This is a genomic window from Pseudomonas delhiensis (assembly GCF_900187975.1).
GTDB classification, from domain to species: Bacteria; Pseudomonadota; Gammaproteobacteria; order Pseudomonadales; family Pseudomonadaceae; genus Pseudomonas; species Pseudomonas delhiensis.
Genome location: NZ_FZPC01000031.1, coordinates 1 through 15873 on the forward strand (window position 1 = coordinate 1; position 15873 = coordinate 15873).

Genomic DNA, 15873 nt, shown 5'->3' on the forward strand with positions numbered 1-15873 from the left:
CTGCGCTTCCCCGGGCAGTACTACGACGCCGAAAGCGGCCTGCACTACAACTACTTCCGCGATTACGACCCGCAGACCGGGCGGTATGTGGAGAGTGATCCGATTGGGTTGCGGGGTGGGCTGAATACGTATGGGTATGTCTACGGGAACCCGCTGAAATACTCGGATCCTGAAGGCTTGACGCCTGCCGCCGCTGGGTTGTGTTTTATCCCCGGTGTTGGCTGGGTTGGATGTGGTGCAGCAGCTGCCGGAGCAGGTATAGCTGGGCTAGCTTGCTATATCACTGGTACCTGTCAGCGATTTGCGGAAGCCTGTAGCAACGTATGGAACGAAGTAGCTGGCGGTGATGATGCAAGCGGTGGCGAAGGCAACACTAACCCGTATGCAGGCCCCATCGATGAACCGGTAATCGTTGTTGATGGGAACGGAAACGCAATCCCCGTTGAGCCTGGGCAGAGTGTTAACAGCTCACCGAATGGCGACTACCAACAAGTCGTGGGTGCAGACGGTAAACCAACGGGAGACCGACTAGATCGAGGAGGGCATCGGAATCAATCTGACCCTCGTGCTCAGGGGCCTCATGGACACAGGCCAGGAGTGACAACTCCTGATGGCAATCCTCACCTACCGATATATTGACTATGCCTAAGTTTAACTACGACGACATCGTTACAGCTAACAGCACAGCTCCTTTAAATGCGCGCCCAGGAAATAAGGCTTGGATTGTTGGGGTATTTGAAACTCGAAGAGGCGAGTTTTTGAGGTCCTTTCCGGAAGGGGTTGTATATGTAATCGAGTTTGAGGACGGTGCTTCAGCGGAAGTGGCTGAGAGCCAGTTGGAGCTTTACATCGATCCTGGAAGTTAGCGAACTGCTGTATCAATTTTCCCAACAGGGTGTTCAGGCTATCCGGTTCAGGGTGTAGGGAATAAAGTTAGTTGAAGTGGAGTTCGGTTGGCTTTATGTGCCGGAAAAAGTAAAAAATGCAAATGTGAGAATGCCATTGCTCAATTATTGGAGGGGATTGCTACGGCTCGGTTTATCTGAGCCGTAGTTTTCTATTCGTAGTCCGTAATGTGATTTTTGACTACGGTTTGCATTCTGTGGTAGTGCGGGGCATACGATGTCTATGAGCCCAAGAACAGCGGCTCTATGCATGCGTGGGATTGAGCTCAATCCGAAACAGGTGGAGCTTATGTTTGGAGTCGCGGCGTCAGAGTTAGGTATCCGTGGCGAGCTCGCTAGACCTACCGTAAAAACCCGACTGAAGCGATCGTTTGTCAGGTTCTCATTGATGTTTCCAAACTCTTGCCGGATGGACGAAATGATTCCAGCGCTTTGGATTCATCTCGGAGGTATGGACCGCATTTGTGAGATCAAAGAAAAGATCAAGCCTGAATGTCTTGAGGTTGATTTGGTTTTACCAATCAAGGGTTCAGAGGAGCAGGAGGGAGGTTTTTTATCAACTTCTACGTTGGCAGAACTCTGTCTTTTGGGTGTGACGCTCTCGTTTCAATTCGTTTAGGCTTTGGAGTTCGAGTCTATAGGTAACGCTGTTTGACCAAATGGGACTGAAATGTACAGCCTTTAAGGCTGAATGGGGGAATACACAGTATATCTGTGATAGTGGAAGTCCTTACGCACCTTCTTGGAGTACAGGGGATAATAGTTGGAGCTCGGCGAGCTTTAATAATGAAAGATACAGCCAGTGTTACTCCTCCTGTATGGCGAGAGGAGATGCGCCAGCAAATGTTTCGGCCGTCTGTCTTGTGCCTGGTGCAGGGGTTGCGGCTCTTACAAGAAAAGAAAAAAATAGGTGTGGCAGCTTCTCAGGGGTGTGAGTTTGCTTACCAGTCCTCTCTGTGCTCCTTTGAATGTGAGAGCCTGGAGGAAAGAAAATCTTGCCCGCTTGATGGCTGATTATCGATTCTTTAGGGTTTTGTAAATTGAGAAAAATAAGGCCAGTAATCCTAGGATGTACTGGCCCTCTATTTTGAGGGTTTCAGGATCATTTTTCTCTAGTATTCTGCTGTGTATGGATATATTTAGTTCGGATTCATTCGTCAGGAGTAGCGCTCCAAAGAAAAACAATATCAAATATGGTAAATTTTTATATATGAAGTTTTTTAGCATATTGGTGATGCGATGAGGGTTAGAGTCGTTTATGTTTTGGTTTTTGTGGCGATTGCGCTTGTTATCTATATGAGTAGGCCAATTTTTGAGTCTATTTTTCATTCTAACGCTAGATGGGTAGGGTTTGTAGTGTTTTTTATTCTGGCTGGGTTTTCTGATTATTTCTTAAAAAGACTTTTTCATGATAGGGAGTGAATTGATTGAGGTGAATTCGATTGGCTCGATGTGCCTAGAAAAGCAAAAGTACAAAGGTGAGAGGATCTTGCTTGTGACGTTGTGTGAGCGCTTTAGCACTCACTGGTCTCAGTTGAAAAAGTACTGAGATCAATAGCGCTAAATGGAGGTTGAGGCGCTGAAAGGATTTCTGGGGAGGCAGTGAGCAACATGATTGATCAACAGAAAATTTCGTTGCTGCTCGCAGAATACTCTAGTCTTCCCGAGTTTAGTGGGGTGGAGTGTGTTGATGTTAATAGTGTTAGCCTATTCGGGGATAGGCCGATCCACGTTGCTGCAACACGGGGAAGTATTGATGAGATTCACTTGGTATTGAGCCAGGGAGCAGATATAAATTGCAAGGGAGAACATGGGTATACAGCCTTGCACGATGCAGTCGAGCAGGGTCATATAGATGCAGTCAATTATCTTTTAAAGCATGGTGCAAATGCTGGAATTCTAAATGATGATGGGGTTTCACCTGTAGGTCTTGCCAAGCTTTTAGATGAAGGTGAGATTCTTCATCTGCTCGAGAAGGATAGTTTTTAGGATCGGTTCATGATCCATACGGAGCGCTACTCCCTGCAACAGGTTGTAGTGCTCCGGGCTACTTTTCCTTCACTGACGCTTCTCGAAAGAGCGCCTCAGAACCGAATCCGCCCCGTAAAGGCATCCTTGAGCATCACCCAGTCGCCCATGAACGACCACAGCGGGTACTTGAAGGTGGCCGGGCGGTTCTTTTCGAAGACGAAGTGGCCGACCCAGGCGAAGCCGTAGCCGGCGAAGGGGAGGGCGATGAGCCACAGCAGGTTGCCGCTGGCGATGGCGTAGGCGAGGATCGCCAGCACTAGCAGGCTGCCCACGTAGTGCAGGCGGCGGCAGGTGGGGTTGCTGTGTTCCTGCAGGTAATAGGGGTAGAACTCGGCGAAGCTGTGGAAACGCTCGGCGGTGTCGGTGGCCATGGCGCACCTCCTGTTGTTGTGATGGCCGCAGTCTACGAAGGCGGCCGGTGACTTGCAGATGACCCCTGCAGCCAGTTTAGTATCCATCCCCGCCATTCCTTGCGCGCCCTGACAACAAGAAGAACCGAGATGCCTGAGCGTACCACCCTGTCCAGTTGGGTTCGTGGAATCCTCCTCGCCATCGAGCTGGAGGGGCTGGACAGCCGCGAGCTGTTCGCCGAGCTGGGCCTGGACCTGGCGGCCCTGGCCGACCCGGACGCGCGTTTTCCCCAGGACGACATGACGCGCCTGTGGCACCTGGCCGTGCAGCGCAGCGGCAACCCGGCCATCGCCCTGAACTTCGCCCGCGTGCATACCCCGGCGTTCCCGGTGCTGGGCTATTCGATGATGTCCAGCCGCACCCTGGCCGAGGCTTTCGAGCGCCTGGAGCGTTACCAGCGGATCATCGCCGAGGGGGCGGACGTGAGTTTCCGCCGCCTGCCCGAGGGCTGCCTGTACAGTGTGCAGGTGCATGGCGACCGCCTGTTGCCACCGCGGCAGAGCGCGGAGAGCGCCCTGGCGAGCATGACCGCCCTGGTGCGCTGGATCACCGGGCGCGACATCCGCCCGCTGGAGGTGCGCCTGGCCGGCGAGCCGCCGCTGGACCCGGCGCCCTACCAGGCGCTGTTCCAGGCGCCGATGAGTTTTGGCCACGAGCAGTGCGCCCTGCTGTTTTCCCATGAGGACATGAACGCCCCGCTGCCGACGGCCAATGCCGAGCTGGCGCACCTGCACGACCGCTTCGCCGGCGAGTACCTGGCGCGCTTCGCCAGCAGCCGCTTCAGCCACCAGACGCGCCAGGTGTTGTGCCGCCTGCTGCCCCAGGGCGAACCGCGGCGCGAGGTGGTGGCGGAGATTCTCCACCTGTCCGAGCGCACCCTGCAGCGGCGCCTGCAGGAGGAGGGCAGCAGCTACCAGCAGCTGCTCGACGATACCCGTCGCGAGCTGGCCCAGCAGTACCTGGCGACGCCGCACATGACGCTGCTGGAGATCGCCTACCTGCTGGGGTTTTCCGAGCCGAGCAACTTTTTCCGCGCGTTCCGCCGCTGGTTCGGGGTGACGCCGGGGGAGTATCGGGAGCGGTTGTAGGGGGGCTCGCGGGGGCGGGGATAATCGCGGACGGAGTCCGCTCCTACGGCTGTGCTCGACCGTAGGGCGAATAACCGTTCGCGGTTATCCGCCGTTGGCCGTGCCTCCGGGGCGTCCGGTGTGGCCGGTGAAGCTCATCGTCATTCCCGCGAATGCGGAAACCCCAAAAAAATACGTCGGGGTTGGGTGTAGCGCGCCGCACCGAGTGCGTTGATGTCTCTTGTTTCGCCCCCTCGGGCGAGTCACTTTTGTCAATCGGTGGAAGGCCACCCCCGCAAAAAGTAACCAAAAAGGCTTGCCCCGACATACGGGCCCGATGGAGCCGGGCTCCCCTCACGAATTCCCCCGCCACGGAGGCCCGCCCCGAGGGTACGTCCCTGTAGCCCATCGGGGCTCTAGCGACATCCATGTCGCATGACCTCCTGAGCGCCGGTTTCGCTCGGCCTTCTGAAGGGGCGTTCCGGTACGCTCGGTTGTTTCTCTGGAAGTCCAAAAAGCAAGAGCGGCACTGCTCTTCGTAGGAGCGAGCTTGCTCGCGAACCCTGACTCCGTCCCCCTCCCTAACCCTCCCCCGCAAGCGGGAGAGGGGACCGTTCGGAGTGATGCGAAACCGCGAAGCTCCCGGGCTCCCCGTAGGGCGCATAACGCCTACGGCGTTATCCGCCAAATCGCGGACAGAGTCCGCTCCTACGGTTCCAGGAAGCACGGTCGTAGGAGCGGACTCCGTCCGCGATTGGATTCACCGGCCACGCCGGACGCCCCGGTGGCACGGCCTGGGTTATACCCCTTCGGGCCAGCGCAAGCGCTGTTCGCGATGGAGCCGCGTCCCGCGTTCGCGGGAATGACGAGGGATAGTTCATCCACCGTGCTTCAGAAGAACGACCGCGACGCCTTGAAGGTGACCGCGCTGTCGCAGTAGGCGTTGTGCCCCGAGTAGGCGCTGCAGTCCGTGCCGCTCAGGCTGCTGCCGCTGTAGGAGAAGTTCAGGTCCAGGCCCAGCCAGGGGCGGCTGAGGTTCACCGACCAGTCGTTGAAGCCGCTGACGTAGCCATTGGCCACGCTCACCGGGCTCTCCAGGCTGTAGCTGGCGTATTTCAGCGTCAGGTCGAAGCCCAGCGGCGGCGTCAGGCCCAGGTCGGCGAACAGGGTGGCGCTGCTGCGCCCGGCGCTGTTGCTGTAGGCGGCGCCCAGGCGGCTGCCGAAGATCGACAGGCCACCGTAGACGTCCTGGGTGTCCAGGTCCGGCCGCTGCGGATGCACGTAGCGGATGCTGCCCAGCTCGTAGCCGAGGCGGCCATTGCCCAGCGGGCGCTTGAAGCCGGCGTAGGAGTCGACTTCGGTGGGCTTGTCCGGTTCCAGGTTGGCGGCCCAGCCGCCGAAGTACCAGCCCGAGGCGTGGCTGGCGTCCAGCCCGCCGTGCAGGCTGTCCAGGCCGCCGGGCTGGACCAGGCCCTGGGCCATGCTGCGGGTCGGCGAGTTGGCGAACTTGAGGTCGAAGTCGCCCAGCTGGCGCTGCATGACCTGGGCGTTGGCGGCCAGGCTGGCGCACAGCGAGGCGCCCAGCAGCAGACGTTGGATGATCATGGCTCCCCCCTTGGTCTTCGAAATGCTCCTTGGCAGGTGCGGTCCCCTCCGCACCTTTACAGGTTAAATCCATTCGTCGACCAGGCAATGACCGGCGGTCCATTTGTCGGCCGGATCGAACCTTTTCGTGCCGGCGCTCGTGGAGGTTGCCGGGCCGCGGCCTAGCTGCTAAATCTTCCCCAGCATGCGCACTCCATTCAGCAGGGAGGCCTCCATGGCCATCACATCCGTACCCTCGGCCGACGGCCAGGAACTGACCATCGTGGTCCAGGGCCGCTTCGACTTCGGTGCGCACCAGGAATTCCGCGACGCCTACGAGCGCGTCGAGACCACCCCCCAACGCTACGTCGTCGACCTCAAGGGCGCCACCTACCTGGACAGCTCGGCGCTGGGCATGCTCCTGCTGCTGCGCGACCACGCCGGCGGCGAACATGCGCAGATCAGCCTGGTGCACTGCAGCGCGGACGTGCGCAAGATCCTCTCCATCTCCAACTTCGAACAGCTGTTCCGCATTTCCTGAGCCGTGGCGGTCATGGCCAACTTCCTCACGGTCCTGATCGCCGACGACAACGCCGCCGACCGCCTGCTGCTGTCCACCATCGTCAGCCGCCAGGGGCACCGCGTGCTGACCGCCGCCAACGGCCTGGAAGCCCTGGCGCTGTTCGAGCAGGAGCGCCCGCAGCTGGTGCTGATGGACGCCCTGATGCCGGTGATGGACGGCTTCGAGGCGGCGCGGCGGATCCGCCGCCAGGCCGGCGAGGAGCTGGTGCCGATCATCTTCCTCACCTCGCTGACCGAGACCGAGGCGCTGGTGCAGAGCCTGGAGGCCGGCGGCGACGACTTCCTCTCCAAGCCCTACAACCGGGTGATCCTCGAAGCCAAGATCCGCGCCATGGGCCGCCTGCACCACCTGCAGCGCGAGGTGCTGGCGCAGCGCGACCTGATCGCCCGGCACAACGAGCACCTGCTCAACGAGCAGCGGGTGGCCAAGGCGGTGTTCGACAAGGTGGCGCATTCCGGCTGCCTGAACGCGCCGAACATCCGCTACCTGCAGTCGCCCTTCGCGCTGTTCAACGGCGACCTGCTGCTGGCCGCCTACAAGCCCTCCGGCGGCATGCACGTGCTGCTCGGCGACTTCACCGGCCACGGCCTGCCGGCGGCCATCGGCGCCATGCCGCTGGCCGAGGTGTTCTACGGCATGACCGCCAAGGGCTACCCGATCGCCGACATCCTCCGCGAGATGAACGCCAAGCTGAAGCGCATCCTGCCGGTGGGGGTGTTCTGCTGCGCCAGCATGCTCAACCTGAGCTTCCAGCGCGGCCTGCTGGAGGTGTGGAACGGCGGCCTGCCCGACGGCTACCTGTTCCGCCAGGGCCGCGAGCTGCAGCCCCTGGTGTCGCGCCACCTGCCGCTGGGCATCCTCGAGCCGGCGGCCTTCGACGAGGGCTGCGAGGTCTTCCCCATGGAGGATGGCGACCGCGTGCTGCTGTTCTCCGACGGGGTGCTGGAGGCCCGCAACCCGCAGGGCGAGATGTTCGGAGAGCAGCGCCTGCGCCAGGTGTTCGAGGCGCAGCGCGACGGTTCGCGGCTGTTCGAGGGGGTGAAGGCGGCGCTGGTGCGCTTCCGCGGCGAGGCCCAGGACGACCTGAGCATGCTGGAAGTGGCCCTGGTGCCTGACGCCAGCCTGCAGCGGCCGCCCCTGGCGTTTTCCGAAAGCGGGCTGGGCGGCACCCAGGACTGGTCCTGCAGCTTCGAGTTCCGCGCCCCCACGCTGCGCCACTTCAACCCCTTGCCGTTCCTGCTGCAGCTGCTGATGGAGGTGCATGACCTGCGCCCCCGCGGCGGTGCCCTCTACACGGTGCTCGCCGAGCTGTACTCCAACGCCCTGGAGCACGGCGTGATGGGCCTGGAGTCGCGCCTGAAGTGCGACGCCCAGGGCTTCGCCCGCTACTATGAGGAGCGCCGCAAGCGCCTGGAAAGCCTCGACCACGGCTTCGTGCGCTTCCACGTCGACCTCGCCCCCCATGGCGATGGCGGCCGCCTGCTGGTGCGGGTGGACGACAGCGGCAACGGTTTCGACGTCAATGCCGTGCTGCAGGCCCAGGCGCACTGTGTGCCGGGCGCCTTCAGCGGCCGCGGCCTGACCTTGATACGCAGCCTGGCCGACCGCTGCCAGTGGTCGGGGGATGGCAAGTCGGTGTCCGTGGAGTTTTTCTGGTCCGCTCAGGCATAATCCGGCACTTCCCGTGCGCCGGCCCTGGCCATGGGTGGCCAGGGAGCGAGCGAATGTCCGATGTGCATCTCGACGATGCGGTACTGAAGGCTTTGCGGGAGGTGATGGCGGAAGAGTTTCCGCTGTTGCTCGACACCTTCATCGGCGACTCCGAGGAGCGCCTGCGCAACCTCCACGAGGCCCTGGCCGAACTCGACGGCCCGGCCCTGCGCCACGCCGCGCACAGCTTCAAGGGCAGCTGCGGCAACATGGGCGCGCCGGCCCTGGCCGCCCTGTGCAAGCGCCTGGAAGACGCCGCCCGGCAGGGCGACATGGCCAAGGCCGCCGGGCTGATCGAGCAGGTCGAGCGCGAGTTCGCCATCGTCCGCATCCTGCTGCGCCAGCAGCGCCTGCAACGCTCCTGACGAGCGACCCGGGAAACTGGCCCGGCCCTTGCTATCTCCGTGTCATCGACGCAAACGAAACGGAGATCGCCGATGGCTGTCGCCCCGGACATCCTACTTTCGCCGACCCCGCCGCCAAGCCCCCGGACATCCCCGTCCAGGGCCGCGCAGGATTCGGCCAACACCAGCAACGACAAGGGTTCCAGCTTCGCCGACGTGTACGCCCAGGAAAGCCGGCCGGCCGCCAAGGAGCGCCCGCAGGCCCAGGCCAAGGCCAAGGGCGACAAGCCGCGCGCTCAGGATGACGCGCCCGCCAAGGACAGCGCCAAGGCGCCGGAAGCCGGCAGCGAGCAGCCAAAGGTTGCCGAAGGCGGCAAGCCCTTGCCGGCCCAGGAGCAGGCGTCGACGGACGACGGCCAGCAGCCGCCCGACCCCAGCCTCGACCCGCTGCTGGCGCTGGCCATGGGCGTGCAGCCGACGGTGCAGGACGGCGCCACGCAACTCGGCCAGGGCCAGCTCGATGCTGCCAACAGCGACGGCGACCTGCAGAAGCTCAACCAGGCCCAGGGCGTGGCCCTGTTGCCGGAAGCGGGCGCCGAGGAGGTGACCCAGGCCCTGCAGCTGCCCACTGCCGGCAAGGGCGAGCTCAACCTCAAGCTGGCCGACGGCCAGGGCAAGGGCGACGCCAAGCTGGACATGGGCAGCCTGCTGGCCGGCCTCAAGGACGCCCAGGGTTCGACGCAAACCAAGACCGCCGACGCAGCCGGCGAGCTGGCCGGGCAATTGGCCGACAGCGTCGGCCAGCCCAAGGCCGAGCCGCGCAACGAGGCCTTCGCCCATCGCCTGGAGGCCATGACCCAGGCGCTCAACGGCACCCAGCAGGCGCTCACCAGCCGCCCGGTCAACCCGCAGGTGCCCGGCCAGCCGGTGGCCATGCAGCAGAACGGCTGGACCGACCAGGTGGTGGACCGGGTGATGTGGATGTCCAGCCAGAACCTGAAGTCCGCCGACATCCAGATGGAGCCGGCCGACCTCGGGCGCCTGGAAGTGCGCATCCACATGACCAGCGACCAGACCCAGGTGACCTTCGCCAGCGCCAGCGCCGGCGTGCGCGAGGCCCTCGACAGCCAGCAGCACCGCCTGCGCGAGATGCTCGGCCAGCAGGGCATGAACCAGGTCAACGTCAACGTCTCCGACCAGTCCCTGGCCCGCGGCTGGCAAGGGCAGGGCCAGCAGCAGGGCAATGGCCGCGGCGGTTCGGCCACGGCGGCGGAGGGTGACGACGAGCCCATGCTCAGCGGCGTCAGCGAGATCCGCGCGCGGCCGCAGCTGGGCGGGCTGGGGATGGTGGATTATTACGCCTGACGCCGGCCCCGCCGTTCCCTTGTAGGAGCGCGCCCTGCGCGCGAATCGCGGGCAGGGCCCGCTCCTACAGGGGCGCCTTGCAGGCCAAACGGCGGATAACGCCGTAGGCGTTATGCGCCCTACGCCAGGCCCGACCATGACGTAGGGCGAATGGTTATCCGCCGCTTCACCTGTCCCCCCTCGCTCCGCCCATCGGCAGCCTGTAATATCCGCCGCGGCGGCCGGGCATGACCTGGCACAGCCCTTGCTCCTGTCTTTCCAGACAGGCAACGGACCGCGCAAGTGACGGATTTCTGGCATGGCTAAGAACGATCAGCAGACCACTCCACCCGCCGAGGGCGGCGCCGGCAAGGGCCGGCTCAAGCTCATCATCATCCTGGGCCTGGCCTTCCTGCTGGCGGTCGGGGCGTCGGTGGGCGGCACCTGGTTCTTCCTCAGCCGCGGCGCCAAGCCGGCCGAGGCACCGGTGGCCGAGGCCGGCAGCGGCAAGAAACCGGCGCTCTACGAGGTGCTGGCGCCGTCCTTCGTGGTCAACTTCAACCAGGGCGGGCGGCAGCGCTACCTGCAGGTCGCCGTGGCCCTGATGGGCCGCGACCAGGCCCAGCTGGACGCCCTGCGCGAACAGATGCCGCTGGTGCGCAACCAGCTGGTGATGCTGTTCTCCAGCCAGAATTTCGACACCTTGACCACCCCGGTGGGCAAGGAGATGCTGCGACAGCAGGCGACCGCCAGCATCCAGGAACTGGCCAAGAAGGCCACCGGTCAGTTGACCGTGGAACAGGTGCTTTTCACCAATTTCGTACTCCAGTAGGTAAGCCGCCATGGCCGTGCAAGATCTGCTCTCCCAGGACGAAATCGACGCGCTGCTGCACGGCGTCGACGACGGCCTGGTGGAAACCGAAGCCGATTCCGACCCCACGGCGGTCAAGTCCTACGACCTGACCAGCCAGGACCGCATCGTCCGCGGTCGCATGCCGACCCTGGAGATGATCAACGAGCGCTTCGCCCGCTACACCCGCATCAGCATGTTCAACCTGCTGCGGCGCTCGGCCGACGTCGCCGTGGGCGGCGTGCAGGTGATGAAGTTCGGCGAGTACGTGCACTCGCTGTACGTGCCCACCAGCCTCAACCTGGTGAAGATGAAGCCGCTGCGCGGCACCGCGCTGTTCATCCTCGACGCCAAGCTGGTGTTCAAGCTGGTGGACAACTTCTTCGGCGGCGACGGCCGCCACGCCAAGATCGAGGGCCGCGAGTTCACCCCCACCGAGCTGCGGGTGGTGCGCATGGTCATCGAGCAGGCCTTCGTCGACCTCGCCGAGGCCTGGAGCGCGGTGCTGCCGATCACCTTCGAGTACGTCAACTCGGAAGTGAACCCGGCCATGGCCAACATCGTCAGCCCCAGCGAGGTGGTGGTGGTCTCCACCTTCCACATCGAGCTGGACGGCGGCGGCGGCGACCTGCACATCACCGTGCCCTACGCGATGATCGAGCCGATCCGCGAGATGCTCGACGCCGGCTTCCAGTCCGACGTCGACGACCAGGACGAGCGCTGGCTCAACGCCCTGCGCGAGGACATCCTCGACGTCAACGTGCCGGTGGACGCCACCGTGGTGCGCCGCCAGCTGCGCCTGCGCGACATCCTGCACATGCAGCCGGGCGACGTGATCCCGGTGGAGATGCCCGAATTCATGGTGATGCGCGCCAACGGCGTGCCTTCCTTCAAGGTCAAGCTGGGTTCGCACAAGGGCAACCTGGCCTTCCAGATTCTCGATCCGCTCGAGCGCCCGCGCTGAGCGCATCCCCCCAGAGGACCCGACAATGGCAGATGAAGACAAAGTGACCCCCGAGGAGCAGGCCCTGGCGGACGAATGGGCCGCGGCCCTGTCCGAGGCGGGCGACGCCAGCCAGGACGACATCGACGCGATGATGGCCGGCAACGCCGCGCCGGCCGCTCCGGTGGCGCCGCGCGCGCCCATGGAGGAGTTCGGCATGGCGCCGCGGGCGCCGACCATCGCCGGCCTGGAAGGGCCGAACCTGGACGTCATCCTCGACATCCCGGTGACCATCTCCATGGAGGTCGGCCACACCGACATCACCATCCGCAACCTGCTGCAGCTCAACCAGGGCTCGGTGATCGAGCTCGACCGCCTGGCCGGCGAGCCGCTGGACGTGCTGGTCAACGGCACCCTGATCGCCCACGGCGAGGTGGTGGTGGTGAACGAGAAGTTCGGCATCCGCCTGACCGACGTGATCAGCCCCAGCGAACGCATCAAGAAGCTGCGCTGATGATGGCCCGCCTGCTCGCACCGTTCTGCGCCCTGCCGCTGGCGGGGCTGCTGCCGCTGGCCCAGGCCGCCGACGAGCCGGCCGCCGCGCCGGCGCCGGCCATCGTCCACGCCAGCGCCTCGCCGAGCCTGATCACCGGCAGCGCCGGGGCCCAGCTGCTACAGCTGCTGTTCGGCCTGGTGCTGGTGGTGGCGCTGATCTTCCTGCTCGCTTGGCTGGTGCGCCGCGTGCAGCAGATCGGCCCGCGCGGCAACCAGGCGATCAAGCTGGTGGCCAGCCAGGCCCTGAGCCCGCGTGACCGCCTGCTGCTGGTGCAGGTGGGCGAGGAGCAGATCCTCCTCGGCCTGACGCCGGGGCGCATCACCCCGCTGCACGTGCTCAAGGAGCCGGTGCGCGGCGTCGAGGCCGGCGAGCAGCCGGCGCCGCCGGAGTTCGCCCAGCGCCTGCTGGAGCTGCTGAACAAGGACAAGGGCCGCCCGCAATGAGCTTCCCCGCCTTCCCGCAGGCGCTGCGCCGCTGCCTGCCGCTGCTGGCCGTGCTGCTGGCGCTGCTCGCGCCCCAGGCCTTCGCCGCCGACCCGCTGCAGGTGCCGGCGATCACCGTGACCACCAACCCGCAGGGCCAGCAGGAATACTCGGTCAGCCTGCAGATCCTGCTGATCATGACGGCGCTGAGCTTCATCCCGGCGTTCGTCATGCTGATGACCAGCTTCACCCGGATCATCATCGTCTTCGCCATCCTGCGCCAGGCGCTGGGCCTGCAGACCACGCCGTCGAACCAGATCCTCGTGGGCCTTGCGCTGTTCCTCACCCTGTTCGTCATGGCGCCGGTGTTCGACAAGGTCAACAGCACCGCGCTGCAGCCCTACCTGAACGAGCAGATCCAGGCCCCGGAGGCGCTGAGCCGCGCCGAGGTGCCGCTGAAGTCGTTCATGCTGGCGCAGACCCGGCAGTCGGACCTGGACCTGTTCGTGCGCCTGTCCAAGCGCACCGACATCGCCAACGCCGACGCCACGCCGCTGACCATCCTGGTCCCGGCCTTCGTCACCTCGGAGCTGAAGACCGCGTTCCAGATCGGCTTCATGATCTTCATCCCGTTCCTGATCATCGACCTGGTGGTGGCCAGCGTGCTCATGGCCATGGGCATGATGATGCTGTCGCCGCTGATCATCTCGCTGCCGTTCAAGATCATGCTGTTCGTCCTGGTGGACGGCTGGGCGCTGATCATCGGCACCCTGGCCGGCAGCTTCGGCACCGTTTGACTAGAGAGGAGGGCGCGCCATGACCCCGGAAGTCGCCGTCGACCTGTTCCGCCAGGCACTCTGGCTGACCGCCATGATGGTCGCCATCCTGGTGCTGCCGAGCCTGCTGGTGGGCCTGGTGGTGGCCATGTTCCAGGCCGCCACGCAGATCAACGAGCAGACCCTGAGCTTCCTGCCGCGCCTGCTGGTGACCCTCGGCACGCTGATCGTCCTGGGCCCCTGGCTGGTGCGCGAGCTGATGGAGTACACCCAGGGCCTGATCACCAGCATCCCCACGCTGATCGGCTGATGCTGGAGCTGAGCAACGCGCAGATCGGCGCCTGGGTCGGCAGCTTCGTGCTGCCGCTGTTCCGCATCGCCGCGCTGCTGATGACCATGCCGATCTTCAGCAACCAGATGGTCCCGGCGCGGGTGCGCCTGTACCTGTCCCTGGCCATCGCCGTGGTGCTGGTGCCGACCCTGCCGCCGATGCCCCAGGTCGACGCCCTGAACCTGCGCGCCATGCTGCTGGTGGGCGAGCAGGTGCTGATCGGCGCCATGCTCGGCTTCACCCTGCAGCTGTTCTTCCACGTCTTCGTGGTCGCCGGGCAGCTGCTGTCGATGCAGATGGGCCTGGGCTTCGCCTCCACCGTGGACCCGGCCAACGGCATCTCGGTGCCGGTGATGGGGCAGTTCTTCAGCCTGCTGGTGACCCTGCTGTTCCTGGCCATGAACGGCCACCTGGTGGTGCTGGAGGTGATCGCCGAGAGCTTCGTCACCCTGCCGGTGGGCCAGGGCCTGTCCGGCGAGCACCTGTACACCGTGGCCGGCAAGCTCGGCTGGGTGCTCGGCGGCGGTCTGCTGATCGCCCTGCCGGCGGTCACCGCGCTGCTGGTGGTGAACCTCGCCTTCGGCGCCATGACCCGCGCCGCGCCGCAACTGAACATCTTCTCCATCGGCTTCCCGCTGACCCTGGTGATGGGCTTCGTCATCGTCTGGATCGGCACCGCCGAAATCCTCTCGCAGTACCAGGACCTCGTCCGCGAGGCCCTGGCGCTGCTCCGTGAACTGGTGGGAGCGCGCTGATGGCGGAAAGCGAGAGCGGCCAGGACAAGACGGAGGAACCCACGGAGAAACGCCGCCGCGAGGCCCGCGAGAAAGGCCAGCTGCCGCGTTCCCGGGAACTCAACACCCTGGCCGTGCTGATGGCCGGGGCCGGCGCGCTGCTGGCCTACGGCGCGCACCTGGCCGAGGTGCTGATGGGGGTGATGCGCGGCAGCTTCGAGCTGTCCCGCGAGACGGCGATGAACAGCGAAAGCATGCTGCGCCTGCTGGGCGCCGCCGCGCGCGCCGCCGCCGAGGGGCTCTGGCCGATCCTGCTGGTGCTGCTCTTCGCCGCCATCGTCGGCCCCATCGCCCTGGGCGGCTGGCTGTTCTCCGGCCAGGCCCTGGCGCCCAAGTTCAGCCGCATGAACCCGCTGGAAGGGATCAAGCGGATGTTCTCCAGCAAGTCGGTGCTGGAGCTGTTCAAGGCGCTGATCAAGTTCGTGGTGGTGCTGGCGGTGGCGGTGCTGGTGCTGCGCTCGGACAAGGAGGCCCTGCTGGCGCTGCTGCACCAGCCGTTGCACACGGCCATCGTGGAAAGCGTCAAGGTGGTGGGCTGGAGCGCCTTCTGGATGGCCTGCAGCCTGCTGCTGATCGCCGGCGTGGACGTGCCCTACCAGCTCTGGGACAACCGCCAGAAGCTGCTGATGACCAAGCAGGAAGTGCGCGACGAGTACAAGGACTCCGAGGGCAAGCCCGAGGTCAAGGCCAAGGTCCGCCGCCTGCAGCGCGAGATGGCGCAGCGGCGCATGATGCAGGCGGTGCCCGAGGCCGACGTGGTGATCACCAACCCGACGCACTTCGCCGTGGCCCTGAAGTACGACGCCAAGGCCGGCGGCGCGCCGCGCCTGCTGGCCAAGGGCAACGACTTCCTGGCCCTGAAGATCCGCGAGGTGGCCCAGGAGCACAAGGTCACGGTGCTGGAGTCGCCGGCCCTGGCCCGTGCGGTCTACTACTCCACCGAGCTGGACCAGGAGATTCCCGCCGGCCTCTACCTGGCGGTGGCCCAGGTGCTGGCCTACGTCTACCAGCTCAAGCAGTTCCGCGCCGGCAAGGGCAAGCGCCCGGGGCCGATGCCCGAGGTGCCCATCCCGCCGGACCTGCGCCGCGACGAATGACGCACCGCGTTCGTCGCCGGCCATTGACGGCTGCCGCTGGCGGCCTTCACTTTCCCTTGAGGGCCGGTGGCGCTTGCCGTGGTACGACCTGAACGGAGTCGGACCACAATCACGGGATTGCTGCC

Annotated in this window: 18 protein-coding genes; 16 read left to right on the forward strand and 2 right to left on the reverse strand. The window is 64.4% G+C overall.

Annotated elements, in window-relative coordinates:
* The 3 genes from CHC02_RS24245 to CHC02_RS24250 all read left to right on the forward strand — a co-directional run.
* On the forward strand, positions 1-639 hold a 639-nt coding region (locus CHC02_RS24245), incomplete at its 5' end, for an RHS repeat-associated core domain-containing protein (RefSeq protein WP_141137698.1).
* A 516-nt stretch (positions 640-1155) separates the two neighbouring features.
* Positions 1156-1524 carry a hypothetical protein gene (locus CHC02_RS30020; protein WP_139210279.1) on the forward strand — a complete coding sequence of 123 codons (369 nt, stop codon included), beginning with the start codon at positions 1156-1158 and terminating at the stop codon, positions 1522-1524.
* A gap of 992 nt (positions 1525-2516) precedes the next feature.
* Positions 2517-2894, forward strand: coding sequence for an ankyrin repeat domain-containing protein (locus tag CHC02_RS24250; RefSeq protein WP_089393962.1), 378 nt, complete (start codon positions 2517-2519; stop codon positions 2892-2894).
* A gap of 95 nt (positions 2895-2989) precedes the next feature.
* Here the strand turns inward: CHC02_RS24250 and CHC02_RS24255 are convergent, their stop codons facing one another.
* Positions 2990-3307, reverse strand: coding sequence for an Mpo1-like protein (locus tag CHC02_RS24255; protein ID WP_089393963.1), 318 nt, complete (start codon positions 3305-3307; stop codon positions 2990-2992).
* 129 nt (positions 3308-3436) lie between these two features.
* Between CHC02_RS24255 and CHC02_RS24260 the strand changes: the two genes are divergently transcribed.
* Positions 3437-4435, forward strand: a complete 999-nt coding sequence (locus CHC02_RS24260) for an AraC family transcriptional regulator (protein WP_089393964.1) — start codon at positions 3437-3439, stop codon at positions 4433-4435.
* A gap of 870 nt (positions 4436-5305) precedes the next feature.
* Here the strand turns inward: CHC02_RS24260 and CHC02_RS24265 are convergent.
* Positions 5306-6019 carry a TorF family putative porin gene (locus CHC02_RS24265; RefSeq protein ID WP_089393965.1) on the reverse strand — a complete coding sequence of 238 codons (714 nt, stop codon included), beginning with the start codon at positions 6017-6019 and terminating at the stop codon, positions 5306-5308.
* Between the two features lie 214 nt (positions 6020-6233).
* Between CHC02_RS24265 and CHC02_RS24270 the strand changes: the two genes are divergently transcribed.
* The 12 genes from CHC02_RS24270 to flhB all read left to right on the forward strand — a co-directional run bounded on the left by CHC02_RS24270 (position 6234) and on the right by flhB (position 15748).
* Complete coding sequence (locus CHC02_RS24270; RefSeq protein WP_089393966.1) at positions 6234-6539, forward strand: STAS domain-containing protein; 306 nt, start codon at positions 6234-6236, stop codon at positions 6537-6539.
* Between the two features lie 12 nt (positions 6540-6551).
* Entirely contained in the window at positions 6552-8252 is a 1701-nt protein-coding gene (locus CHC02_RS24275) for an ATP-binding SpoIIE family protein phosphatase (RefSeq protein ID WP_089393967.1), read from the forward strand.
* A gap of 53 nt (positions 8253-8305) precedes the next feature.
* A complete protein-coding gene (locus CHC02_RS24280) occupies positions 8306-8656 on the forward strand; it encodes an Hpt domain-containing protein (protein ID WP_089393968.1) in 351 nt (116 codons plus the stop codon).
* 72 nt (positions 8657-8728) lie between these two features.
* Positions 8729-10000 carry a flagellar hook-length control protein FliK gene (locus CHC02_RS24285; RefSeq protein WP_089393969.1) on the forward strand — a complete coding sequence of 424 codons (1272 nt, stop codon included), beginning with the start codon at positions 8729-8731 and terminating at the stop codon, positions 9998-10000.
* Between the two features lie 298 nt (positions 10001-10298).
* Positions 10299-10811, forward strand: a complete 513-nt coding sequence (fliL, locus tag CHC02_RS24290; protein WP_089393970.1) for a flagellar basal body-associated protein FliL — start codon at positions 10299-10301, stop codon at positions 10809-10811.
* Between the two features lie 10 nt (positions 10812-10821).
* Complete coding sequence (gene fliM, locus CHC02_RS24295) at positions 10822-11793, forward strand: flagellar motor switch protein FliM (protein ID WP_089393971.1); 972 nt, start codon at positions 10822-10824, stop codon at positions 11791-11793.
* A gap of 25 nt (positions 11794-11818) precedes the next feature.
* Positions 11819-12286 (forward strand): flagellar motor switch protein FliN, encoded by a 468-nt coding sequence (gene fliN, locus CHC02_RS24300; RefSeq protein ID WP_009621630.1) that lies wholly within the window; start codon positions 11819-11821, stop codon positions 12284-12286.
* Positions 12286-12771 (forward strand): flagellar biosynthetic protein FliO, encoded by a 486-nt coding sequence (gene fliO, locus CHC02_RS24305; protein ID WP_089393972.1) that lies wholly within the window; start codon positions 12286-12288, stop codon positions 12769-12771. The genes fliN and fliO overlap by 1 nt, the downstream gene beginning before the upstream one ends.
* Positions 12768-13547 (forward strand): flagellar type III secretion system pore protein FliP, encoded by a 780-nt coding sequence (gene fliP, locus CHC02_RS24310; protein ID WP_089393973.1) that lies wholly within the window; start codon positions 12768-12770, stop codon positions 13545-13547. Before fliO ends, fliP begins: the two co-directional genes overlap by 4 nt.
* A 19-nt stretch (positions 13548-13566) precedes the next feature.
* Positions 13567-13836: a flagellar biosynthesis protein FliQ gene (fliQ, locus tag CHC02_RS24315; protein ID WP_009621633.1), complete on the forward strand. Its 270-nt coding sequence runs from the start codon at positions 13567-13569 to the stop codon at positions 13834-13836.
* Complete coding sequence (fliR, locus tag CHC02_RS24320; protein ID WP_089393974.1) at positions 13836-14612, forward strand: flagellar biosynthetic protein FliR; 777 nt, start codon at positions 13836-13838, stop codon at positions 14610-14612. Before fliQ ends, fliR begins: the two co-directional genes overlap by 1 nt.
* Positions 14612-15748 (forward strand): flagellar biosynthesis protein FlhB, encoded by a 1137-nt coding sequence (gene flhB / locus CHC02_RS24325; protein ID WP_089393975.1) that lies wholly within the window; start codon positions 14612-14614, stop codon positions 15746-15748. Before fliR ends, flhB begins: the two co-directional genes overlap by 1 nt.
* Positions 15749-15873 lie beyond the last annotated feature (125 nt).